Annotated in this window: 24 protein-coding genes and 1 riboswitch; of the genes, 14 read left to right on the top strand and 10 right to left on the bottom strand. The window is 74.6% G+C overall.

From position 1 onward, the window contains the following. Window position 1: 1 nt before the first annotated feature. Genes ACQP1P_RS34260 through ACQP1P_RS34240 form a run of 5 tightly spaced genes read right to left on the bottom strand, consistent with a single transcriptional unit; the run spans window position 2 to window position 5,074 of the window. The gene (locus ACQP1P_RS34260; protein ID WP_433077343.1) at window positions 2-994 is read right to left on the bottom strand and encodes an acyl-CoA dehydrogenase family protein; all 993 of its coding nucleotides are present in this window, start codon (window positions 992-994) and stop codon (window positions 2-4) included. Then, the gene (locus ACQP1P_RS34255) at window positions 991-2,376 is read right to left on the bottom strand and encodes a 4-hydroxyphenylacetate 3-hydroxylase N-terminal domain-containing protein (RefSeq protein ID WP_433077341.1); all 1,386 of its coding nucleotides are present in this window, start codon (window positions 2,374-2,376) and stop codon (window positions 991-993) included. The genes ACQP1P_RS34260 and ACQP1P_RS34255 overlap by 4 nt, the downstream gene beginning before the upstream one ends. A 21-nt stretch (window positions 2,377-2,397) precedes the next feature. Next, window positions 2,398-3,543 carry an acyl-CoA dehydrogenase family protein gene (locus ACQP1P_RS34250; RefSeq protein ID WP_433077339.1) on the bottom strand — a complete coding sequence of 382 codons (1,146 nt, stop codon included), beginning with the start codon at window positions 3,541-3,543 and terminating at the stop codon, window positions 2,398-2,400. Further along, window positions 3,540-4,301 carry a crotonase/enoyl-CoA hydratase family protein gene (locus ACQP1P_RS34245; protein WP_433077337.1) on the bottom strand — a complete coding sequence of 254 codons (762 nt, stop codon included), beginning with the start codon at window positions 4,299-4,301 and terminating at the stop codon, window positions 3,540-3,542. Before ACQP1P_RS34245 ends, ACQP1P_RS34250 begins: the two co-directional genes overlap by 4 nt. Beyond that, window positions 4,301-5,074: an SDR family NAD(P)-dependent oxidoreductase gene (locus ACQP1P_RS34240; RefSeq protein WP_433077335.1), complete on the bottom strand. Its 774-nt coding sequence runs from the start codon at window positions 5,072-5,074 to the stop codon at window positions 4,301-4,303. Before ACQP1P_RS34240 ends, ACQP1P_RS34245 begins: the two co-directional genes overlap by 1 nt. Before the next feature lie 173 nt (window positions 5,075-5,247). Between ACQP1P_RS34240 and ACQP1P_RS34235 the strand changes: the two genes are divergently transcribed. The 11 genes from ACQP1P_RS34235 to ACQP1P_RS34185 all read left to right on the top strand — a co-directional run bounded on the left by ACQP1P_RS34235 (window position 5,248) and on the right by ACQP1P_RS34185 (window position 14,895). Next, a complete protein-coding gene (locus tag ACQP1P_RS34235; protein WP_433077333.1) occupies window positions 5,248-6,810 on the top strand; it encodes a class I adenylate-forming enzyme family protein in 1,563 nt (520 codons plus the stop codon). Further along, complete coding sequence (locus tag ACQP1P_RS34230; RefSeq protein WP_433077331.1) at window positions 6,807-7,574, top strand: enoyl-CoA hydratase/isomerase family protein; 768 nt, start codon at window positions 6,807-6,809, stop codon at window positions 7,572-7,574. The genes ACQP1P_RS34235 and ACQP1P_RS34230 overlap by 4 nt, the downstream gene beginning before the upstream one ends. A 4-nt stretch (window positions 7,575-7,578) precedes the next feature. After that, on the top strand, window positions 7,579-8,226 hold the full coding sequence (locus ACQP1P_RS34225; RefSeq protein ID WP_433077329.1) for a TetR/AcrR family transcriptional regulator: 648 nt from the start codon (window positions 7,579-7,581) through the stop codon (window positions 8,224-8,226). Window positions 8,227-8,373: 147 nt separating this feature from the next. Beyond that, the gene (locus ACQP1P_RS34220) at window positions 8,374-9,381 is read left to right on the top strand and encodes a LysR family transcriptional regulator (protein ID WP_433077327.1); all 1,008 of its coding nucleotides are present in this window, start codon (window positions 8,374-8,376) and stop codon (window positions 9,379-9,381) included. A gap of 178 nt (window positions 9,382-9,559) precedes the next feature. After that, window positions 9,560-10,642, top strand: a complete 1,083-nt coding sequence (locus ACQP1P_RS34215) for an ABC transporter substrate-binding protein (protein ID WP_433077325.1) — start codon at window positions 9,560-9,562, stop codon at window positions 10,640-10,642. Window positions 10,643-10,659: 17 nt separating this feature from the next. Further along, a complete protein-coding gene (locus ACQP1P_RS34210; protein ID WP_433090212.1) occupies window positions 10,660-11,463 on the top strand; it encodes an ABC transporter ATP-binding protein in 804 nt (267 codons plus the stop codon). Continuing rightward, complete coding sequence (locus ACQP1P_RS34205) at window positions 11,460-12,317, top strand: ABC transporter permease (protein ID WP_433077323.1); 858 nt, start codon at window positions 11,460-11,462, stop codon at window positions 12,315-12,317. The genes ACQP1P_RS34210 and ACQP1P_RS34205 overlap by 4 nt, the downstream gene beginning before the upstream one ends. A gap of 4 nt (window positions 12,318-12,321) precedes the next feature. Beyond that, window positions 12,322-13,470: an acyl-CoA dehydrogenase family protein gene (locus ACQP1P_RS34200; RefSeq protein WP_433077321.1), complete on the top strand. Its 1,149-nt coding sequence runs from the start codon at window positions 12,322-12,324 to the stop codon at window positions 13,468-13,470. Window positions 13,471-13,473: 3 nt separating this feature from the next. Continuing rightward, complete coding sequence (locus tag ACQP1P_RS34195; protein ID WP_433077319.1) at window positions 13,474-13,992, top strand: gamma carbonic anhydrase family protein; 519 nt, start codon at window positions 13,474-13,476, stop codon at window positions 13,990-13,992. Between the two features lie 40 nt (window positions 13,993-14,032). Beyond that, window positions 14,033-14,215, top strand: a complete 183-nt coding sequence (locus ACQP1P_RS34190) for a CoA transferase (RefSeq protein WP_433077317.1) — start codon at window positions 14,033-14,035, stop codon at window positions 14,213-14,215. 161 nt (window positions 14,216-14,376) lie between these two features. Next, window positions 14,377-14,895, top strand: coding sequence for a TrmH family RNA methyltransferase (locus tag ACQP1P_RS34185; protein ID WP_433077315.1), 519 nt, complete (start codon window positions 14,377-14,379; stop codon window positions 14,893-14,895). Between the two features lie 42 nt (window positions 14,896-14,937). On the opposite strand, the gene ACQP1P_RS34180 is transcribed toward ACQP1P_RS34185, so the two are convergent. The 4 genes from ACQP1P_RS34180 to ACQP1P_RS34165 form a co-directional block, all read right to left on the bottom strand. Then, window positions 14,938-15,804, bottom strand: a complete 867-nt coding sequence (locus ACQP1P_RS34180; RefSeq protein WP_433077313.1) for an alpha/beta fold hydrolase — start codon at window positions 15,802-15,804, stop codon at window positions 14,938-14,940. Window positions 15,805-15,878: 74 nt separating this feature from the next. Next, entirely contained in the window at window positions 15,879-16,523 is a 645-nt protein-coding gene (locus ACQP1P_RS34175) for a response regulator (protein ID WP_433077311.1), read from the bottom strand. Then, window positions 16,520-17,452 carry a sensor histidine kinase gene (locus ACQP1P_RS34170; RefSeq protein WP_433077309.1) on the bottom strand — a complete coding sequence of 311 codons (933 nt, stop codon included), beginning with the start codon at window positions 17,450-17,452 and terminating at the stop codon, window positions 16,520-16,522. The genes ACQP1P_RS34175 and ACQP1P_RS34170 overlap by 4 nt, the downstream gene beginning before the upstream one ends. Beyond that, entirely contained in the window at window positions 17,449-18,825 is a 1,377-nt protein-coding gene (locus ACQP1P_RS34165) for a serine hydrolase domain-containing protein (RefSeq protein ID WP_433077307.1), read from the bottom strand. Before ACQP1P_RS34165 ends, ACQP1P_RS34170 begins: the two co-directional genes overlap by 4 nt. A 94-nt stretch (window positions 18,826-18,919) precedes the next feature. Beyond that, window positions 18,920-19,124: riboswitch (cobalamin riboswitch) on the top strand. 36 nt (window positions 19,125-19,160) lie between these two features. Between ACQP1P_RS34165 and bluB the strand changes: the two genes are divergently transcribed. Beyond that, entirely contained in the window at window positions 19,161-19,781 is a 621-nt protein-coding gene (gene bluB, locus ACQP1P_RS34160) for a 5,6-dimethylbenzimidazole synthase (RefSeq protein ID WP_433077305.1), read from the top strand. Here the strand turns inward: bluB and ACQP1P_RS34155 are convergent, their stop codons facing one another. Then, window positions 19,782-20,726: a TolB family protein gene (locus ACQP1P_RS34155; protein ID WP_433077304.1), complete on the bottom strand. Its 945-nt coding sequence runs from the start codon at window positions 20,724-20,726 to the stop codon at window positions 19,782-19,784. A gap of 114 nt (window positions 20,727-20,840) precedes the next feature. Here ACQP1P_RS34155 and ACQP1P_RS34150 point away from each other — a divergent pair, with 114 nt between their 5' ends. Next, window positions 20,841-21,512 (top strand): DUF6597 domain-containing transcriptional factor, encoded by a 672-nt coding sequence (locus tag ACQP1P_RS34150; RefSeq protein ID WP_433077302.1) that lies wholly within the window; start codon window positions 20,841-20,843, stop codon window positions 21,510-21,512. Next, window positions 21,398-21,964, top strand: coding sequence for a dihydrofolate reductase family protein (locus ACQP1P_RS34145; RefSeq protein ID WP_433090210.1), 567 nt, complete (start codon window positions 21,398-21,400; stop codon window positions 21,962-21,964). Before ACQP1P_RS34150 ends, ACQP1P_RS34145 begins: the two co-directional genes overlap by 115 nt. The last annotated feature ends 5 nt before the right edge of the window (window positions 21,965-21,969 follow it).

The raw sequence follows: 21,969 nt of genomic DNA, 5'->3' as shown, positions 1-21,969 counted from the left end.
GTCACTCCTCGTCGAGCAGGGCGAACAGCGCACGGCGGTGCTGGTCGGGGGTTCCGGCGAGCACCGCGGCGGCGTGCGCGCGGCGCAGCAGGACATGGGCCGGGTACTCCCAGGTGAAGCCGATCCCGCCGTGCAGCTGGATGGCCTCGGTCGTGATGGTCACGGCGGCCTCGGCGGCCTTCACGGCGAGCGTGTGCGCGCCGGCCGCGTCGCCGCCCCGCCGCACGGCGAGCTCGGCGGCCGAGCGGGCCACCTCGAGCGTCACCGTGAGGTCGGCGAGCTTGTGCTGCATCGCCTGGAACGCGCCGATGGGCCGGCCGAACTGGTGGCGGGTCTTCGCGTGCTCGACGGTCAGCTCGAGGGCGTGCCCGGCGACGCCGACGCACTCGGCCCCGAGCGCCAGCCAGGTCGCCAGCTCGGCCCGGCGGACGGCCTCGGCGGCCCGGTCCCCCTCGGCGAGCACGGTCGCCGGGGTGTCGCGGAACTCGGCCCGGTAGCCGGGCCGGCTCAGGTCCAGCGACGGCAGCGCGGTGAGCGTCGCGCCGGCGTCGACCCGGCACAGCACCGGGGTGCCGCCGGCGTCGGCCGGCACCAGGAGCGGGCCGGTCGGCGCGGCCAGGATCGGCCCGACGGTGCCGGTGAGCGTCACGGCACCGTCCATCGTGGACGCCCGCACGCGCCGGGCCGCGAAGGGCCGATGGGCCAGCGTCGCCGCGGTGCCGGGGGGCAGGTCCAGGGTGGACAGCGCGGTGGCGGCCGCGACCGCGGTGGGCACGAACGGGCCGCCGACGACGGCCCGGCCGAGCTCGGCCGCGACCGCGACCAGCTCGGCGGGGCCGAGGCCGAGGCCGCCGTGCGACTCGGGGACGAGCAGCCCGGCCAGGCCCAGCTCGTCGCGCAGCCGCGGCCAGACCGGCTCGGCCTCGACCGGCTTCGCGTGCGCGGCGAGGAAGTCCCGCAGGGCGGCGCCGAGCTCCGCGGCCGTACCGCTCACGAGAGGTCCTCGATCCCGCAGATGCGGCGGGCGAGCTCCTTGGCGTGGGCCATGTCGTAGTGCTTCTCGACGATGAGCCGCTGCGCGTGCAGGCCGCCGCCGCCCTGCAGGATCGTCACGCTCTGCCAGCCGCCGAACGTGTCGGCGGTGAAGTCGCGGATGCCGTGGAACAGCCGCATCCGGTGCTCGGCGCCGACGCCCTCCATGGTGCGCATGTACTTCGCCACGAACGCGCCGGTCTCCGGGCTGCGCAGATCGTCGAGCATCGGGGCGGTGAGCACGCTGCCGCCGGCGATGTCGTGCAGGTTGCGCACCATCTCGGCATAGTTGGCGGCGGCGAAGTACTTGGCCGCGTTCGTCATGAGCTCGTCCGGCGACGCCCAGCCCTCGGGGGTGAACTGGGCGTTGTTGACCGCCGCCTCCAGCCCGGCCCGGACCATGGTCGCGTAGTTGATCAGCTCGGCGATCTTCTGCCGGATGTGCGGGATGCGCTGCAGCCCGTTGGCCTCGGCGACGAGCTGGGCCATCCCGACGAGCGTGTCGGCCATCTCGACGTAGTGCGCGACGCTGCCGATGCGCTCCCACAGGCCGAGGGAGTGGGCGAAGGTGGCCGAGTGCTCGACCTCGCCGTCGAGGAAGACGCGATCGTGGGGCACGTAGACGTCGTCGAAGATGACGAACCCCTCGGCCATGTTGCGCCGGCCGCTGTAGGGGAAGTAGTCGGCGGGCAGGTCGGGCCGCGGGGCGTAGGTCGTCGCGATGATCTTCACGCCGGGCGCGCCGACCGGGACCGCGCACGCGATCGACCAGTCCTCCTCGCCCGGCTTCATCCGCTTGGTCGGCATCACGATGAGGTCGTGGTCGATCGGGGCGCCGGTGATGTGCAGCTTCGCGCCGCGGATGACCACGCCGCCGGAGTCGCGGCTGACCACCCGCACGTAGAGGTCCGGGTCGTCCTGCTTCATCGGCGACAGGGCCCGGTTGCCCTTGGCGTCGGTGATCGTCTGCACGCAGCGCAGGTCGGCGCGCTTGGCGTGCTCGAAGTACGCCATCACCCGGTCGGCGTACTGCGGCAGCTGCGAGCGGATGCGGCTGGCCGCGGTCATGAGCATGAGCAGGCTCACCGACGTCGTGCGGGTCGGGTTGGCCCACTTGAGCTGCTCGACCTCCTGATAGCGCAGGTCCTCGACGCTGCGCGGGATGAAGAACAGGGGGCCGAACGCGTCCTCGCCCGGCCGGTAGAACTCGTCGTAGTTGGCCGCGGTCATGGCGATGCTCTGCCGCAGCAGGGGCTCCTCGGTGACGTCCTCGATCGGCCGGCCCGCGATGTAGACCCGGCGGCCGTCGCGGAGGCTCTGCCGGTACTGCTCCCCGGTCATCATGATGCTGCGGTCCCTTCGAAGTTATGCGCGCCGGTCGCGGGGCAGGCCGAGCACGCGCTCGGCGACGATGCCCCGCTGGATCTGGTCGGTGCCGCCGGCGATGCGCTGCGCGGGCGAGCTGAGCAGGAAGCCGGCCCAGGCGGTCGCGCCCGGGGCATCGCCGGCGACGAGGTCCGGGCCGAGCAGCCGCGCGGCGGCCCGGCCGTAGAAGCCGAGGTCGTCGACGAGGGCGAGCTTGCCGACGGACGGCGACAGCGCGCCGGCGGCGACCCGGTCCGCGCTCACACCGGCGAGCCGCTCGCGGATCCACGCCTCGGCGAGCAGTTCCCGCTCGGCGTCGCCGAGCTGCCGGGTGCTCCCGGCGAGGGCGCGCAGGCGGCGGTACGGCCGGCTGAGGTAGGTCTTGTCCCGGCTGCCCATCGCCGTGCGCTCGCTGGTCAGCGTGGACATCGCGACCGTCCAGCCGGCGTCGGGCGGGCCGAGGCGGTCGCGGTCGGGGATGCGCACGTCGTCGAAGAAGACCTCGTTGAAGTGGCTCTCGCCGTTGATCTGGCGGATGGGGCGCACGGTGATGCCGGGCCGGTCCATCTCCACCAGGAAGGCCGTGATCGACCGGTGGCGCTCGGCGGGCGGGCCGGTGCGGGCCAGCAGCTCGCCGACGTCGCTCAGGTGCGCCCAGGACGACCAGACCTTCTGCCCGTTGATCACCCACTCGTCGCCGTCGCGCACCGCCGTGCAGCGCAGCGAGGCGAGATCGGAGCCGGCCTCGGGCTCGGAGAACAGCTGACAGGCGAGCTTCTCGCCGCGCCAGAGCGCCCGGACCCAGCGCGCCCGCTGCTGCGGCGTGCCGTGGGCGAGGATCGTGGGGGCGACGATGCGGCGGCTGACGGTGAAGTACGCCTGCTCGGGCAGCGCGTAGGCGTGCAGCACGTCGCGCAGCGCGTTGGCGGTGTCCGGGTCGAGGCCGAGGCCGCCGTGCTCGACCGGCCCGTCGAACCAGGCCAGCCCGGCGTCGAAGAGCCGCCGCTGGAACGCCATCGACGCCGGGAGCCCGCCGTCGCCGCCGCCCGGCTCGTCCACCAGGGCGGCCGGGTCGCGGCGGGCCAGCCCCTCGGCCGCGGCGAACGCGTGGATGCGGGCCGCCAGCTCCTCGAAGGTCGCGGTCATCGCCCGGCCCAGACCGGCGTGCGGCGCTCGGCGAAGGCGCGGGCGCCCTCGGCCGCGTCGGCGGAGGCGAAGACCGGGTCGAACCACTCGTCCTGGCGCGTGAACCCCTCGTCGTCGGGCCAGTCGGGGCCGCGCCGGACCACCTGGACGCTGGCGGCGACGGCGAGCGGGGCGTTGGCCGCGACCGCCCCGGCCAGCTCGACCGCGGCGGCGAGCGCCCCGCCGGGCGGGGTGACCCGGTTGAGCAGCCCGTGCCCGGCCGCGCGCGCGGCGTCGATCGGCTGCCCGGTGAGCACCAGCTCCATCGCCAGGGCGTAGGGCAGCCGGCGGGGGAGGCGGAACGCGCCGCCGCCCCGGGCCGCGAGCCCGCGGGTGACCTCGGGGAGCCCGAAGCGGGCGTCCTCGGCGGCCACCACGAGATCGCAGGCGAGCACCATCTCGAACCCGCCGCCGAGCGCCCAGCCCTCGACGGCGGCGACGATCGGCGTGCGCGGCGGGGCCTGCACGAACCCGGCGAAGCCGCGGCCGGGCACGCTCGGGCGGCCCTGCACCGGGAAGTCGCGCAGGTCCATGCCGGCGCAGAACGTACCGCCCGCGCCGGTGAGGACCACGACGCGTACGGCCGCGTCGGCATCCAGCGCCGTGAACGTCTCGGCGAGCGTCTCGGCCGTGGCCCGGTTGATCGCGTTGCGCCGGTGGGGGCGGTTCACCGTGACGACGGCGACGTGGCCCCGCCGCTCGAGCAGGACGTCGTCCATCAGCGCGGCGCCATCCGGATCGCGCCGTCGAGCCGGATCGTCTCCCCGTTGAGGTAGCCGTTGGTCAGCATGTGCACCGCGAGCGCGGCGTACTCCTCCGGCTGCCCCAGCCGCTTCGGGTGCGGCACGCTCGCGGCCAGCCCGGCCCGCAGGTCGTCGCGCAGCCGCCCGAGCATCGGGGTGTCGAACACCCCCGGGGCGATCGTGTTGACCCGGATGCCCCGGCCGGCGAGGTCGCGCGCGGTGGTGATGGTGATGCCGTGCACGCCGGCCTTGGCCGCGGTGTAGGACGCCTGGCCGATCTGCCCCTCGAACGCGGCGACCGACGCGGTGAGCACGCACGCGCCGCGCTCGCCGTCGACCGGTTCGGCCTCGGCGATCGCGGCCGCGACCAGGCGCAGCACGTTGTAGGTGCCGACGAGGTTGACCCGCACCACCTCGGCGAAGCCCTCGATCGGGGCGGGTACGCCCTGCTTGTCCAGGATGCGCAGGCGGTCGCTGCCGCGGCCGGCGCAGTGCACCAGACCCCGCACCGGTCCGCGCGAGCGGGCCACGTCCACGGCCGCCGACATCTCCTCGGTCGAGGTGATGTCCGCGGCGACGAACGTCGCGGCCGGGCCGAGCGCCTTGGCCTCGGCGGTGCCGGTCTCCGTCGCGGTGGGGAGGTCGACCAGCACCACGCTCGCGCCCCCGGCGACGAGCCGGCGCGCGGTGGCCAGGCCGAGACCGGAGGCCCCGCCGGTCACCACGACGGTGGCGTTGTCCAGATTCACGTTCGCTTCTCCTGCCGCCAAACAATCGACTCACCGACCATTGCCGCAAACCCCGGCAATGTCCAATACGGGTGCCCGCGGAACTGATAGGGGACGCCTATCGCTCCTTTCTTGACACGCCCATTGCGGAGGCTAACGTCGGTTTCGGCAAATTGAATGTCTTGGAGGCGGCCGTGAGAACGTTGTCCTCGGTCGGGCCCGGCGACTGGCCCACCATCGGCGCGCACGCCCACCCGGACGCGCCGGCGCTGCGCACGCCCGGCGGGGTGGCGCTGACCTACGCCGGGCTGGAGTCGCGGGCGTCCCGGCTGGCCGCCGCGCTGGCCGCGGCGGGGGTGGCCCGCGGCGAGCGCATCGCGGTGCTGGGCACGGACGGGGTCGGCTACGCGGTGACCCTCTTCGCCTCGCTCAAGCTCGCCACGATCGGGGTGCCGCTGAACTTCCGGCTGGCCGCGGCCGAGCTGGCCGGGCTCACGGCGGTCGCCGAGCCCGCGGTGCTGGTCGTCGAGGCGCGCTACGCCCACCTGCTCGACGAGCTGCGGGCCGCCGCGCCCGGCCTGCGGCTGGTGCTGACCCTCGACCGGCCGCTGCCCGGCATCGCCTCGATCGAGCAGTTCGCCGCCGAGCACGCGCCGGACGGCCCGGACACCCTCCCGGCCGCGACCGCGGACGACGACGTGCTGCTGTGGATGCTCACCAGCGGCACCACCGGCACCCCGCGCGTGGTCGCGCAGACCCAGCGGATGGTCAAGGCCAACACCTCCAAGGGCGTGCTGGAGCAGGGCTTCCAGCCGGGGGAGTGCCTCTACGCCGGCACCCCGCTGTTCCACGTGGCCGGGATGGGGTGGCTGTACTACGCGATCTCCCGCGGCGCCGCCCTCATGCTGCTGCCGCAGTTCGACGCCGCGGCCGTGCTGGACTGCCTGCGCGCGGGCACCGTGACGCGCTGCCTGCTGGTGCCGAGCATGGTCGTCGCGCTGCTGGACCGCCCCGGCGCGGGGCCCGTGCCGCAGCTGCGCAGCATCGCCTACGGCGGCTCCGCGATGCCGCCCGACCTGGTGCGCCGCCTGCACGAGACGTTCGGCTGCGACCTGTTCAACACCTTCGGCGCCGGGACCGAGGGCGGCGGGCAGACCATCCTGCGCCCGGCCGACCACCGGGCCGCCTTCGCCGGCCGCCCGCACCTGCTCGGCTCGATCGGGCGGCCCATGTTCGGCGTCGACCTGCGGCTGTGCGACGCCGACGGGGCCGAGGTCGGGGTCGGGCGCGTCGGCGAGATCCACACGCGCAGCGACACGGTCATGAGCGGCTACGTCGGGCGCCCCGACCTCACCGCGGCCAAGGTCGTCGACGGCTGGATCCGCAGCGGCGACATGGCCTGGCGGGACGCGGAGGGCTACCTGTACCTGGCCGGGCGCAAGGACGACATGATCGTGCGCGGCGGCGAGAACATCTTCCCCGCTGAGATCGAGCACGTGCTGGTCGAGCACGCCGACGTCGCCGAGGCCGCGGTCGTCGGGCTGCCCGACGAGCGGTGGGGCCAGATCGTCGTGGCGGCCGTCGTCGCCGCGCCGGGCGCGGCCCCCGACCCCGGGGGGCTGCGCGCGTTCTGCCGGTCGCGGCTGGCCGGGTTCAAGACGCCGGCCCGGGTCGTGGTCGTCGGCGAGCTGCCCAAGAACGCCGCGGGCAAGACCCTGCGCGCCGCGCTCGCCGCGACCCTGTCGGTGACGGCGTGACGAACGCGGTGCGGGTGGAGCGCGCCGGGCACGTGCTGACCGTGACCATCGACCGGCCGGCCCGCCGCAACGCGATGACCTACGCGGCCTGGGACGAGCTCGGCGCGGCCTTCGCCGCCGCGGCCGCCTCGGACGCCCGGGTCGTCGTGGTGACCGGGACCGGGGGCGCGTTCTGCAGCGGCGGCGACCTCGACGGCGGCGATCGGGCCCCGCACCCGCACGCCCAGCTGCAGGCGGTCGCCCGCACGAGCCAGGCCCTCGTGTCCCTGCCCCAGCCGACGATCGCCCAGGTCGACGGGCTCGCCGCCGGAGCCGGCTTCGGGCTGGCCCTGGCCTGCGACTTCGTGCTGGCCAGCACCCGGGCCCGGTTCGGCACGATGTTCGTGGCCCGGGGGCTGTCGCCGGACTTCGCGACGTCGTGGCTGCTGCCCCGGCTGGTCGGGCCGCGGCTGGCCACCCGGCTGTGCCTGCTGCCGGAGATCTTCGACGCCGCCCGGGCCGGCGAGCTGGGGCTGCTGGAGGAGATCGCCGAGCCGGACGCGCTGCCCGGACGGGTCGCGGCGCTGGCCGAGCGCCTCGCGGCGGGGCCGCCGATCGCGATGCGCCTCACGAAGCAGCTGCTGCGGGACTCCCACGCCCGCGGCGTCGAGGAGTCCCTGGCCGCCGAGACGATGGCCCAGTCGATCAACCGGCTCTCCGCCGACGCGCAGGAGGGCATCGCGGCCTTCACCGAGCGGCGGCCCGCCCGGTTCGAGGGCAGATGACACCATGTTCGATGTGAACGTGAAGGCTCCCGCGGCGCGTGCGGTCGCGGCTCCGGCCCAGCCGCGCACCCCCGCCCAGCACGACCGGCGCGACCGCGTGCTCGCGAGCGCCTCGGCGCTGCTGGCCTCGGGCGGCGAGGACGAGCTGCAGATGAAGCGGGTCGCCGAGGAGGCCCGGGTCTCGCTCGCGACCGTCTACCGGTACTTCCCGTCCAAGGACCACCTCCTGCTGGCCATGGCCCGGGCGCGCTTCGAGCGGGCCCTCACCCGGGTCCAGCAGGGCGACGTCGACCTGCCGGGCTCGACCCCCGGCGAGCGGGTCGGCGCCTACCTGCTGCGCGAGTTCGCCGCCCAGCAGCGCCGCCCGCACGTCACCGCGGCCCTGGCCCGCGTGCTGGTCGGCACCAACCCGGACTATCGCGAGACCCACGACGAGGTCCAGCGGATGCACCTGCGGCTGCTCTCCGTGATCGCCCACGGCCACGACGGCGCCCCCGGCTACGAGGCCTGGATGGTCCTGCGGGTGGTCGCCGGGTGCTTCGGCTCGGCCACCCGCAACTGGCTCGCCGGGCTGCTCTCGGCCGATGAGGCCCGCTTCGAGATCGCCCTCGCCTGCCGCCTGCTGGACCTGCCCGTGCCCCCGGCCGCATAGCAGAACCGGTTCTGGCTCTCCGTAATCTCGATCGCCGTCACTGCCACTGAGCTGGGAAACCTCGCCGTAACACAACCGTTGAAAACCAGACTCGATTCTGGAACACTCGCCCGCATCAACACCCGGCGATGATGCGTGAGGTGCGGGATGAGCAGCATCGAGGTCCGTCAGCTCGAGTACTTCCTGGCCGTCCACGACCACGGCGGCGTCACCCGCGCCGCCCGGGCCCTGCACCTGTCGCAGCCCTCGCTGTCGCAGGCGATCCGCAGCCTCGAGCGGCAGCTGCGCACCGACCTGTTCCTGCGGGTCGGCCGCGGCCTGGTGCTCTCCCCGGCCGGGCAGGCCCTCGTCGCCCCGGCCCGCCAGGTCGTGCGCTCCCTGGAGCGCGCCCAGGCCGCCGTGCTGCGCGTGCGCGAGCTGCACTCGGGCCAGGTCTCGGTCGCGGCCGGGGCCGGGCTCGTCGCCGACCCGCTGGCGCCCTGGCTCGGCTGCTTCCGGCGCAAGTACCCCGACACCGTCGTGCGGGTCGAGGAGAGCGAGAGCGACGACGGCGTGGCCGAGCTCGTCCGCTCGGGCGACTGCGACCTCGGGCTGACCGCCGGCTCCATCGTCTGCGACGAGCTCGAGCAGCTGCTCGTCAGCGAGCAGCACGTCGTGCTCGTCTCCCCGCCCGGCACGCCCCGCTCGGTCGGGCCGGTGCCCCTCGAGCGGCTCGCCGGGGTGCCGATGATCGCCGGTGACCGGCGCGGCCAGGCCTGGACCGACGTCGAGCGCGCGATGGCCGCCCGCGGCGCCGGCGCCACCGTCGTCGTCGAGGTCGCCCGCACCGCCTCCACCATCCCGCTCGTGCTGGCCGGGGTCGGCTCGACGTTCCTCACGCTGCGCCTGGCGATCGAGGCCCAGGCGCGCGGCGCGGTCGTGCAGGAGATCGCCCCCGCCCAGGTGCGCCGGCTGCGGCTGCTGCGCCGCCCGGGGGACCGCTCGGCCGGGGTCTGCGCGCTCATCGACGTCATCCACGCCGACGCCCGCCGCTGGGTCACCGCGCTGCAGGAGCAGCGCGATCGCGGCCTCGGGCTGGTCGCCGCCGGGGTCGCCGTCGACGCCCGGATCCGCGACGCCCGCGCGGCCGCGGCGAACCGCACCGCCGCCGCCTGAATGCGACCGATACTTCCGCGCTATGGAACCAGTGGAACTCGGTATGCGGTAGACCGAATCGAACGTTGACCACCGGCGCCCGGGGCCGTGACGATGATTGCGAGCGTTATTTCCTGCGGCCCGCACCCGCATTCCCAGGAATTGTTTCCGGCCTTGGAGGAATTCGGTGGTTTCGACGATGAAAAGGCGCACGGCGCTCGCGGCGCTGGCCGCGCTGGCGCTGTTACCCCTCGCCGCGTGCGGCGACGACGACAGCTCCGCCAACCCCGGCCCCGGCGGCGACATGACGATCCGGCTCGGGTTCGCCGGCGCCGTGCTCTCGCCGGGCGCCGCGATGTACACCTCCCTGCCCGACGTGCTCGGCTTCTGGGCCGAGGACCACCTCAAGGTCGAGATCACCCGCATCGAGGGCACCGCCACGGCCCTGCAGGCGATGGTCGGCGACAAGATCGACGTGGCCGTCGTCTCCGGCGAGGCGGTCATCCCGCCGATCTCCGAGGGCCAGCCGTTCGTGATCCCCTACTCGCTGAGCCAGCGCGGCATCGTCGCGATCGCGGCCCCCGCGGGCGGCCCGGTCAACAGCCTCGCCGACCTCAAGGGCAAGAACATCGGCGTGCCGACCCTCGCCAGCGGCGCGGTCACCTTCACCAAGGCCGGCGCGGCCGATGCCGGCGTCGACCCCAACAGCCTCAAGTTCGTCGCGATCGGCACCGGCGCCCAGGCCGCCAACGCCGTCAAGAGCGGCCAGGTCGCCGCGGTCGCCGACACCGACACCTCGATCGTGACCTACCGGCAGGCCGGCGCCGACCTCAAGGTGCTCGACACCGCCGTCGCCGACAAGCTCGTCATCGGCGTCGTGGCGGCCACCACGAAGTCGAGCCTGTCCGCGAAGAAGGCGGCGCTGACCGCGTGGGCCCGGGGCGTGGCCAAGGCGACCGAGTGGATGCAGGCCAACCCCGAGGAAGCCGTCAAGCTGCACTACAAGAAGTTCCCCGACAGCAAGCCGAGCGGGGACGAGGCGGCGGCCGTCGCGACCGGTCTGGCCCAGGTCAAGGCCCGCCTGGAGAACGTCAAGGCGGCGGCCGGCGGCGAGTACGGCTCGATCAAGCCGGACCAGTTGCAGTACATCGTCAAGTACCTCACCGACAACGGCCAGCTCAAGAAGCCCGTCGAGGTCGGCGCGATCTACGACGGCTCGCTCATTCCCGAGATCAACAAGTTCGACAAGACGGCCGTGCGGGCCGTGAAGGCGCCCAGCTGATGGAGGCCGGCGTGACCATGCAGACAAGCGGACCGGGCGCGGCCGCCGGCGCGGCGCCCGGCGTCGAGGTCCGCGGGGTGTCGAAGACCTTCCGCACCAACGCCGGCGACGTGGTCGCGCTGACCGACATCGACCTGGAGGTCCGGCAGGGCTCGTTCGTGTCGCTGGTCGGGCCGAGCGGGTGCGGCAAGTCGACCCTGCTGCGGATCGTGGCCGGGCTGGAGACCAGCAGCGGCGGCACCACGCTCGTGGCCGCAGCGCCGGTCGACGGGCCCCGGCGGGACTTCGGCATGGTCTTCCAGCAGCCCGTCCTGCTGCCGTGGCTGACCATCCTGCGCAACGTCATGCTGCCGGCCGACGTCGCCCGCGACCGCTCGGCCGCGGCGAAGCAGCGGGCCGAGGACCTGCTGCGGCTCGTCGGGCTCGACGGGTTCCAGCATCGGTACCCGCGCGAGCTCTCCGGCGGCATGCAGCAACGGGCCGCGCTGGTGCGCGCGCTCATGAGCCGGCCCAGCCTGCTGCTCATGGACGAGCCGTTCGGCGCCCTGGACGCGCTCACCCGCGAGACCATGAACGCCGAGCTGCTGCGGATCTGGTCCGAGACCGGCGCCACGACGCTGTTCGTGACCCACTCGATCAGCGAGGCGGTCTTCCTCAGCGACGTCGTCGTCGTTCTCTCCGGCCGCCCCGGGCAGATCCTCGACCGGATCCCGGTGGACCTGCCGCGGCCGCGCACGTTCGACGTCATGGAGTCGCCCGAGGCGGGCCGGCTGACCCACCGCATCCGGGAGTACCTGCACGCACGAGGAGCCGTGGGATGACCATGACCGCCCCCGCACCCACCACAGTGGACAAGGCACCGAAGCGCCCGCGCCCGTCGCTGCTGCGCCGCCACCCGACGCTGGTCGTCAGCCCGCTCATCGCGGTCGTGGCGCTCGCGGCCTGGGTGCTGGCCGTGGAGGCGTTCGGCGTCGAGCCGCTGATCCTGCCGCCCCCGCTGGACGTGCTCGACGAGCTGTGGCTCATGCTCACCAGCGCCGAGCTCTACCAGAACCTGCTGGTGACCGTCTCGGAGTTCGGCATCGGCTTCGTGCTCGGCTCGGTGCTGGCGATCGTCGTCGCCGCCGTGCTCGTGCGGATCCCGGTGCTGGAGAAGGGATTCTCGCCGTACATCATCGCCTTCCAGAACTTCCCCAAGATCGCCATCGCGCCGATGCTCATCACCTGGTTCGGCTTCGGCATGGCCCCCAAGACCGCCCTGGCGACCGTGCTCGCGTTCTTCCCCGTCTTCGTCAACGTCATCGTCGGGCTCAAGTCCTCCACGCGGGAGCAGCGCGACCTCATGCGCATGCTGCAGGCCTCCGAGTGGCAGACGTTCTGGATGCTGCGGGTCAAGGTCGCGCTGCCGTACATCTTCGCCGCCCTGCGCGTCGCGGCCGTGTTCAGCCTGCTGGGCGCGATCACGGGGGAGTTCATCAGCTCGTCGCAGGGGCTCGGGTACATGCTGCTGCAACGCAACGCCCAGCTGCACGTCGACGGGGTGTTCGCGCTGCTCATCGTCATGGCGACGATCGGGCTGGCGGTGCACGGCATCCTCGGGCTGCTCAACCGGAAGGTCATCTTCTGGGAGGACCACGACCAGGCCCGGCGCCCGATGCGGGAAGAGAGCGTCTGAGACCATGCGCCGCACGTTGTTCGACCCGGAGCACGAGCAGTTCCGGGAGCTGGTCCGCGCGGTGATCGAGCGGGAGGTGGTGCCGCACCACGAGCGGTGGCGGGAGGCGGGGATCGTGCCCCGCGACCTGTTCCGCACCCTCGGCACCGTGGGCATCATGGGCTTCGCCCTGCCCTCGGCGTTCGGGGGCGGCGGGTCCGGCGACTACCGGTACAACGTCGTCATCCAGGAGGAGGCCGCCCGAGCCGTCGTGACCCTGGGCGGGCTGCGCACCCACCTGGACATCGTCCTGCCCTACTTCCTCGCCTTCGCCGGCGAGGAGCAGCGCGCCCGCTGGTTCCCGGGCCTGGCCTCCGGCGAGCTGTACTCCGCGATCGCCATGAGCGAGCCCGGCGTGGGCTCGGACCTGGCCGGCATCGCCACCACGGCGGTCCGCGACGGCGAGCACTACGTCGTCAACGGGGCCAAGACCTTCATCACCGGCGGCGAGCTGGCCGACCTCGTGGTCGTGGTGGTCCGCACCGCCCGCGACCCCGAGGACCGCCGGGCCGGGCTGACGCTGCTCGTCGTCGAGCAGGGCACGCCCGGCTTCACCGTCGGCCGCCGGCTGCACAAGCTCGGACTGTCCACGCAGGACACCGTCGAGCTGGCCTTCGACGACGTGCGGGTGCCGGTGGCCAACCGGCTCGGCGCCGAGGGCTCCGGCTTCGCCGCGCTCACCCACAACCTCGCCCAGGAGCGGCTCGCGATCGCCGTCGGCTCGGTCGCCCAGGCCGTCGCCGCCCACGAGCACACCATCCGCTACGTGCGCGAGCGGACCGTCTTCGGCCGGCCCCTCGCCCAGTTCCAGAACACCAAGTTCGAGCTCGCCGCGATGGCCGCCGAGCTGGCCGCGGGGCAGGCGCTGCTCGACGCGGCCGTGCGGGCGCACCTCGACGGCGAGCTCACCCCGGCGGACGCGGCCAAGACCAAGCTGTTCTGCACCGAGCTGCAGGGCCGCGTGGTCGACCGCTGCCTGCAGCTGCACGGCGGCTACGGCTACGTCACCGAGTACCCGATCGCCCGCATGTACGCCGACGCCCGGGTCACCCGCATCTACGGTGGAACCAGCGAGGTCCTGAAAACGATCATCAGCAAGTCGCTGGAGCTGTGAGCCGTGCCCGTCTACGCCCTCGGGGACTGCGTCCCGAGCATCGACCCGTCCGCCTACATCCACCCCGACGCGATCGTCATCGGCCGGGTCGTGCTCGGCCCCGACGCCTCCGTCTGGCCCGGCGCGGTGCTGCGCGGCGACAGCAACGAGATCACCGTCGGCGCCGGGACGAACATCCAGGACGGATCCGTCGTGCACGCCAACGACCGCAACGCCACCCGCATCGGCGCGCGGTGCATCGTCGGGCACCTGGCCCACCTGGAGGGCTGCGTCGTGGAGGACGGCGCGCTGATCGGCTCGCAGGCCGTCGTGCTCCCGGGCGCGCACGTCGGGGCCGGGGCCCTGGTCGGCGCGGCCGCGCTCGTGCCGCCCCGGTTCACGGTCCCGCCCCGCACCACGGCCCTCGGCGTGCCGGTGCGCATCCGCGACACCCCGCCCGACGCCGAGCACCTGCGGATCAACGCCGAGCGCTACATCGAGACCGCCCGCCGCTTCCGCCGCGACCTGCGCCGGATCGACTGAGAGGACTGCCCATGCAGGAGCGGATGCCGGCCTCGCCGGCGTGACCCGCGAGCGCTCGGTCGCGGCGCGGGAGAGCATCGTGCTGGTGCCCGACGCCGACCTGGGCGCGATCCCGATGCAGAACGTGGCGCCCCGGCTCTCGGCGACTCCCGGCCGCATCCGCTGGACCGGCCCGGCGCTGGGCGAGCACGACGAGGAGGTGCGCGCGTCGCTGCACCGGTGACGCGGCGGCGTCGGTCCCGGTCGTGGTGCTGGACCGGTGACGCGGCGGCGTCGGTCCCGGTCGTGGCGCTGGACCGGTGACGCGGCGGCGGCCGGAGCGCTATGCTCGGTGCGGCCCTTCCGCCGTCGATGGCCCGCGTGCGCCGCGAAGCACGTCCCCTCATGGCTACCGCCATCCGCGTCCGCACCCGCTCCGAGGTGCGTTCCGCCCGCCGTCCCCGCTCGCACCGCTGCTGGGGACATCTCCTGGCCGCACCGCTGTGGCCCATGCACGGCGTCAACCTCGGCACGCTCCTGCGCACCTGCGACGCCGCCGGGGCCTGCCTCGTCGTGCCGCGGCTGCCGTGGATCGACGAGGCCCTGGCCCGCGGCAACACGCTGCGCCGCCCCGCCTGCGTGCACCGCATCGGCGACCCGCTGCGCTGGCTGGCCGCGCAGCGCGCGGCGGGCGCACGGGTCCTGGGCGTGGAGCTCGCCGACGAGGCCGTGCGCCTGGCCGACCTGCCGGCGGCGCGCGGGCGCACCGTCATGGTCCTCGGCCACGAGTCGACGGGCATCCCGCCCGAGGCCCTGGACCTCCTCGACGGCGCCGTCGAGATCCCCATGATCGGTACCGGCCTGAGCCTGAACGTCGCCGTGGCCGGCTCGCTCGTGCTCTACAAGCTCGCCGGCCTGCTGTAGCCCGCCGTGCGGTCACCGCGGCGCGCGCGGACCCGGCTCCGGCTATCCGAGGATCTCGCGAAGCTTCGCGGCGAACTCCGCCGGCTTGCCCGCGTAGCCGGATTCGCCCCCGACGAAGCCGCCGTGGTGGCTCGGGAACACCGTGACCTCCTGGCCCAGCAGGGCGGCCACCCCCTCGGCCGTGCGCGCCGTGTACGTCCGCGCCGACTCCTCACCGACGCCGACCACGATGCGCGTCGGGGCCGCGGCCAGCGCGGCCGCGTCCGGGCGGTAGTCGGTGATCGCCCACGCGCGCCTCGACAGCAGCGGGTCGTCGCGGCGCCCGTCGTCCCCGGCGGGCATCCCGAACGTCGCCGGGTCGGGGTCGGGCCGGGCGAAGTAGTCCTCGGTGAACTCGCCCTGCCAGGACGTCATGGCGATGAAGGCGGCCATGCCCGCGCCGGAGCCGTTGGCCTCGTAGGCGGCGTTGCAGCGGGCCCGGGCCCGGTCCGCGCCGGCGGCGTCGGGGAGCACCGCGTTGATCGGCGGCTCGTGCGCGACCAGCGTGGCGATGTCGCCCGGGTGCGTGGCCACCCACTCGAGCGCCGTCACCGCCCCGCCGCTGCTGGCGAAGACGTCGACCGGCCCGGTGCCGAGCGCCTCGGCGAGGCGGTGCAGGTCGGCGGCCTGCTCCTGGGGCGTGTTGGTGGTAACGCCGTCGGTGCGGACGCTGCGGCCGAGGCCGCGCGGGTCGTAGGTGACGACGGTCCGGTCCGGGAAGTGCGCGGCCAGCGCGCGGAACCCGTCCGCGGTCATCGGCTGGCCGATCATGAACAGCAGGGGCCGGCCGTCCGCCGCGGGCAGCGGCCCGGCGACGTCGTAGACCAGGTCGGCCCCCGGCAGGGCGAGCGTGTGCGTCGTCTGCGTCATGACCCGAGACTAGAGCGGTGGCCGCGGCCGCGTGGCCCGTCCGGCCGCGAACCGGACGAACGCGGGATGCCGGCTCAGCCGTCGGCCTCGTAGGCCAGGATCGCGGCCTGGACGCGGTTGTTCAGGCCCAGCCGCAGCAGGATCGCGCTCACGTGGGCCTTGACCGTGCCCTCGGAGAGGTGCAGCTCGGCGGCGATCTCCTGGTTGGACAGGCCCCGGCCGACGCCGCCGAGGACGTCGCGCTCGCGCGGGGTCAGCCGGTCCAGGCGCCGCCGGGCGGCCTCCGCGCGGGCCAGGCGGTCGCCGCCGAGGCGGGTGATGACCTTCCGGGCGATGCGGGGCGACAGGTAGGCGGCGCCGCCGGCGACCGCGCGCACGCCGAGGATCAGCTCGCGCGGGTCGGCCGCCTTGAGCAGGAAGCCGGCGGCGCCCTCGGCCAGGGCCCGGGCCACGTACTCGTCCTCGTCGAACGTCGTCAGCAGCACCACCGCGACGTCCGGCGCGGCGGCCCGCAGCTCGGCCGCGGCGCTCAGGCCGTCGAGGCGCGGCATGCGGATGTCCAGCAGCGCCAGGTCCGGGCGGTGGGCGCGCACGAGCTCGACCGCCTCGCGGCCGTCGGCGGCCTCGGCGACGACCTCGATGTCCGGGTCGGTGGCGAGGATCGCCCAGATCCCGGCGCGGATCATGGCCTCGTCGTCGGCGAGCACGACCCGGATCACGGGCGGGCCACCGGGATGCGGGCCGTGACCGTGAACCCGCCGTCGCCCGGGCCGGCCTGCAGGGAGCCGCCGAGCAGGCGCATGCGCTCGCGCAGGCCGGACAGGCCGCTGCCGTCCCCGGACGGTACGGCCACCGTGTCCCCCAGCTCGTTGCGCACGACGACGACGATCTCATGGCCGCGGTGCTCGATGCCCACCGTCACCGCGGATCCGGGCGCGTGGCGGGCCGCGTTGGTCAGCGCCTCCTGCACGACCCGGTGGACGGCCCGCTCGACCGTCGGCGGCCGCGGCCCCTCGCCGGCGCGCAGGGTGATGACCATCCCGGCCTCGCGCGCCCGCTCCACGAGCGCCTCGACGCGCTCGTCGGCGGGGTCGGCCGGGGCCGGCTCGCGCAGGATGCCGATCGTCTCGCGCAGGCGGTCCGTGGCGGTCACGGCCGACGCGCGCAGGGCCGCGGCCGCCTCCCGGTGCGGCGGGGACAGGTCCGGGGCCAGCTCCAGCGCGCCGGCCCGCAGGGCGATCAGCGCCAGCTCGTGCCCGAGCGAGTCGTGCATGTCCGCCGCGATGCGCGCGCGTTCCCGCAGCGCGATCAGCTCCAGCTGCGCGATCCGCTCGCGGCCGGCCAGCACCAGGTCGGCCTGCTGGCGGCGGAAGCGGCCGGCGAGCCAGGGCAGCACCACGAACAGGGCCAGGCACATGAGCGCCCCGGCTCCGCGCGCGGGCTCCGGCACCAGCAGCACGGCGCCGGGCAGCGCGGCGAGCGCGGGCACCGCCCAGTCGTGCCGCGCGGGCAGGTGCCGGCCCTGCAGGTAGGCGGCGGCGCTCAGCACCGGGAAGAGCAGCTGACGCCAGGCCGGGACGTGGTCGAGGGAGAGGCCGCTGGCGACACAGATACCGGCGATCGCCGCGAACACGAGGTACTTGCTCACCTGGACGAGGCTATCGAGCGCAGGTGGGCCGCCGCGACGACGAGGCCGGACAACGCCGCGACGGCGAGGGTGATGCTCAGCGGGGCGGCGAAGTACGTCACCTGCGCCCACGTGACCGTCCGGCCGTTCATGAGGATCGAGACCCACTGCGGGTACGACACGAACACCAGCGCCGGGAGCACCGGCGGGATCAGGCGCCACCGGCGGCGGGCGGGGCGCAGCACGCCCAGCACGGCCAGTCCCGCCGAGGCCAGCGCGACCAGGCCCAGCACGAGCTCGATCAGCTGCCGCTGCCCGCCCGCCGCCGGCGGCTCGGCGCCGCGGGTCAGGGCGACCAGGCCGCGCAGCACCTCGTACGTGTCGTCGTAGAGGCCCGCGCTGTTCGTCATCACCGCGTACCCGTAGCCGGTGGCGGGGTCGATCGCCTCGACGGCCGTGTAGGTGAACAGGTTCCCCGCGTGCACGAGCAGCCTGCTGCCGTCCACGTCGGACGGGCCCCAGCCCATCGCGTAGTCGCGCACCCTCGACGGCGCGTGCATGGCCGCGAGGCTCTCCGGCCGCACGAGCCGCGGGCCGTGGCCGGTCTGGGTGATGAGCCACCGGCCCATGTCCTCGGCGTCGGTGACGACCCCGCCCGCGCCGCCGCGCGCCCCGAACGCGCGCAGCTCCGGCCGCGCGACCCAGGCGCCGAAGAGCGAGATGTGGCCGTCCGCCGCCGCGCCCCCGACGGAGCTGCCGGTCATCCCGAGCGGTTCGAAGACGTGCATCCGGACGTACTCCCCGAAGCCCGCGCCCCCGGCGACCTCCACGAGCCGGGCCGCGATCTCGTAGTTGGCGTTGCAGTAGGCCCACACGGTGCCGGGCTCGGCGGCGAGGTGCCCGGATCGCAGCGCCGCCACGTACTCGGCGGGGCTGCCGGTGGCCTCGGCCGCGGGGATGTCGACGCCGCCGTCGGCGAGGCCGGACGTCTGGTCGAGCAGCTGGCGCACCGTGACGCGGGCCGCGCGCGGGTCGGCCATCCGGAACTCGGGGAGCCGGTCGGCGACGGGCTCGTCCAGCGCCACCTTCCCGGCGTCCACGAGCGTCATGACCGCCATCGCCGTGAACGACTTGCTCACCGAGGCGACCCGCATCGGCGTGCGCGCGGTGACCGGCGCGCCCGTCGAGTCGTGGCCGTAGCCGGCCGCGTGCACGACCTCGTCGCCGTGCGTCACGACGGCGGAGAGCCCGGGCAGGCCGGTCCCGGCGAGGGCCTGGCGCAGATAGGCGTCGATGGACATCGGGGTCTTCGGCGCGGCCGGCGCGGCTTGGGCCGGCGCGGCGGGCCACAGCAGCAGGGCGGCGGCCACGAGGGCGAGCAGTCTGCGGTTCATGCCACGTGACGCTAGGCAGCGGCGCGGCCGGGCGGATCTGCCGAAGCGCCGCGGCCATCCCCGACGAAAGTCGGGGGTGCGGTACCCTTCGCGACGGCAAGTACTGAAGCGAGGTGCCCCGCCGGCGACGGTGGGGAGAATCTGGGAAGCCGGTGCGAATCCGGCACGGGCCCGCCGCGGTGACCGGGGAGCCGCCGCCCACACGCGCACGCGTAGCCACTGGCCCGCACGGGCTGGGAAGGCGGGCGGTGAGGCGACGATCCGGGAGTCCGAAGACCGGCCTCGCGACTGACGGCCCCGGCCCGCCCGGGGCGTGAGCGCAGCGGGAGCCTGCCATGACGCACGAGCTGTACGACATCATCAACCGCCGCCGCGACGTGCGCGGCGAGTTCACGGGCGCCCCGGTGCCCGACGCCACCCTCGACCGGATCCTCGGCGCCGCGCACGCCGCCCCCAGCGTCGGGCTGTCCCAGCCGTGGGACTTCGTCGTCGTGCGCGACCGGGCCCCGCGCGAGGCCTTCCACGCGCACGTGTCCCACGAGCGCGAGGTGTTCGCCGCGACCCTCGACGCCGAGGCGGCCGCCCGGTTCGCCGGCATCAAGATCGACGGGGTGCTGGAGTCGACGCTGTCGGTCGTGGTCACCTACGACGCCGGGCGCGGCGGCCCCGCGGTGCTGGGCCGCCACGCGATCGCCGACGCCGGCCTCTACTCGGTGTGCCTCGCCATCCAGAACCTGTGGCTCGCGGCCACGGCCGAGGACCTCGGCGTCGGCTGGGTGTCGTTCTACCGCGAGGACTTCCTGCGCGGCCTGCTCGGCATCCCGGCCGGCGTGCGGCCCGTGGCGTGGCTGTGCCTGGGGCCGGTGAGCCGGCTGCGGGAGGTGCCGGACCTGGAGCGGCACGGGTGGCGCCGCCGCTCCCCGCTGCACCAGGTCCGCCACGAGAACCGCTGGTGATCAGGCGGGCCGCCAGTCGGGCGCCTCGTCGGTCTCGGTGCCGAAGGTGACCTGGGTGTTGCCGGTGCCGTCGGGGTTGATCGTGAAGATGTGCCCCCAGGCCTCGTCGTCGTCCAGGTCGCAGTACGCGATCCGCGTGCCGCCGGGGGACCAGGCCGGCATCGTGTGGTGCGAGTCGCTGCCCGCCAGGGGCCGGGTCACCAGCGTCGCGCGGCCGCCCGCGGCCGGGACGCGGTAGATCCCGGTGCCGTAGCCGCTGCCGGCGACGAACCGGCCGAAGGCGAGCTGGGTGCCGTCGGGGGACCAGTCGGGGCGGGAGTCGTAGGTCCCGGCCACCGCCGTGGTGACCGCCGTCGTGCCCAGCGTCTTCACGCTGAGCGTCAGCAGGGTGCTGCCGCCGGCGGCGCTGTCGCGGACGAAGGCGATCCTCAGCCCGTTGGGCGACCACACCGGGGTGTGCTCGTCGACGCCGGCGGTGCTGGTCAGGTGGGTGAGGCCGGTGCCGTCGGGGGCGATCGAGCAGATGTCGGTCCGCCCGCCGGACCAGCACTCGTAGACGAGCTTGACGCCGCCCGGGGACCAGGCCGGGGCGGACGCGGTGCCGCTGCCGGGGACGACGGTCAGGCCGCTGCCGTCGGCGTTCATCACCCACAGCTCGTCGGGGCCGGCCCCGGAGCGGCGCAACGCGATGCGCGTGCCGTCGGCGGACCAGGCGGGGTCGCGGTCCTCGATCGCCGGGGTGCCGGTGAGGTCGGTCTCACCCTTGCCGGACGCGGTGACCGTGTAGATGTCGCCGAGCGCGGTGCCGGCGGCGTCGAAGCGCTGGAAGGCGAGGCGGCCGTCGGCGCCCGGGAATGCCGCGGCGGCGGGGGTGGCCGGGGCCGTCCCGAGCACGGCGAGCACACCCAGACCCACGGCCAGACTCATCGTCAGGGGTCGCTGCATGGGCGGCACGCTAGCCGAGCTTGACCCGCTCAATTCCGGGCAAGTCGCCACCGCCGCCGAAACCCGACACCGCCCGGTTCCGGGCTCCGGCGGGGCGTCGGCGATGCTGTGGGGGTGCAGTACGTGTCCAGAGTGCCGCGGCCGCCGCTGGACCGGCTGATCGACGACCTCTACTACCTGGAGGGATCGCCGCCGTACGCCCGGCTGACGCTGCCGCCGATGCCGGCGGCGCTGCTCATCGTCAACCTCGGGGCACCGTTGCGCATCCGCGCCGGCACCGACATCGAGACGGCCGAGTACGCCGACGGCTGCGTGGTCACCATGCCCACGCGCGCCTACGACTTCGGCTACCCACCGCGGACCCGGTCCGTCGGCGCGCACGTGAAGCCGTGGGGGCTGGCGCCGTTCCTGCCGGTGCCCGCGGCCGAGCCGTGTGACCGCCCGGTGACGGTGGAGCAGGTCTGGGGCCGGCCCGCCGTTGCCGAGCTGCGAGACCGGCTGGCCACGGCGCACGGACCGCACGAGATGCTGACGCTGCTCGAGGAGGAGCTGATGCGGCGGCTGCGCGAGACCGCCGGCCTGGGGCTGGTCCGCCATACCAGCGGCGTCATCCGGGCCCGCTACTTTGGGGAAACCCCGAAGCGGAGGAGAGTCCGGTGGGCAAGGTGGTCATGTACGGCTCGGTGTCGGTGGACGGCTTCATCGCGGACGAGCACGACCAGCCCGGACCGCTGTTCGACTGGTTGTCCGGCGGCGACGTCCCGTTGGACCAGAGCGGCGCGGTGAAGGTGTCGCAGACGTCCTACGACTACACCCGGCCGTACTGGGACCAGATCGGGGTGACGATCTGCGGCCGCCACGTCTTCGACCTGACGGACGGCTGGGACGGCCAGCCGCCGAGCGGCATCGACCACGTGGTCGTCGTGACGCACCGGCCGCGGCCCGAGGGCTGGGACCCCGAGGCGCCGTTCCACTTCGTCGGCGGCGTCGAGGCGGCCGTGGCCAAGGCGCAGGCGTTGGCGGGGGACCGCATCGTCGAGGTCGCCGCCGGCGACGTCGGTGGCCAGGTGCTCGCCGCGGGCCTGGTCGACGAGGTGCGCATGGACGTCGTGCCCGTCGTGTTCGGCTCCGGCAAGCGCTTCTTCGGGCCGGTCGACGCGCAGCACCTGCTGGAGGATCCGGACGTGGTGATCCGGGGCAACCGGGTGCTGCACCTGCGCTACCGGGTGCGCCGCTGACCGAT

Origin of the sequence: Dactylosporangium sp. CA-052675 (assembly GCF_050947935.1) — a bacterium.
Lineage (GTDB): Bacteria > Actinomycetota > Actinomycetes > Mycobacteriales > Micromonosporaceae > Dactylosporangium.
Note: the sequence above shows the minus strand (reverse complement) of the source record. Positions and strands in the feature narration are given on the sequence as shown.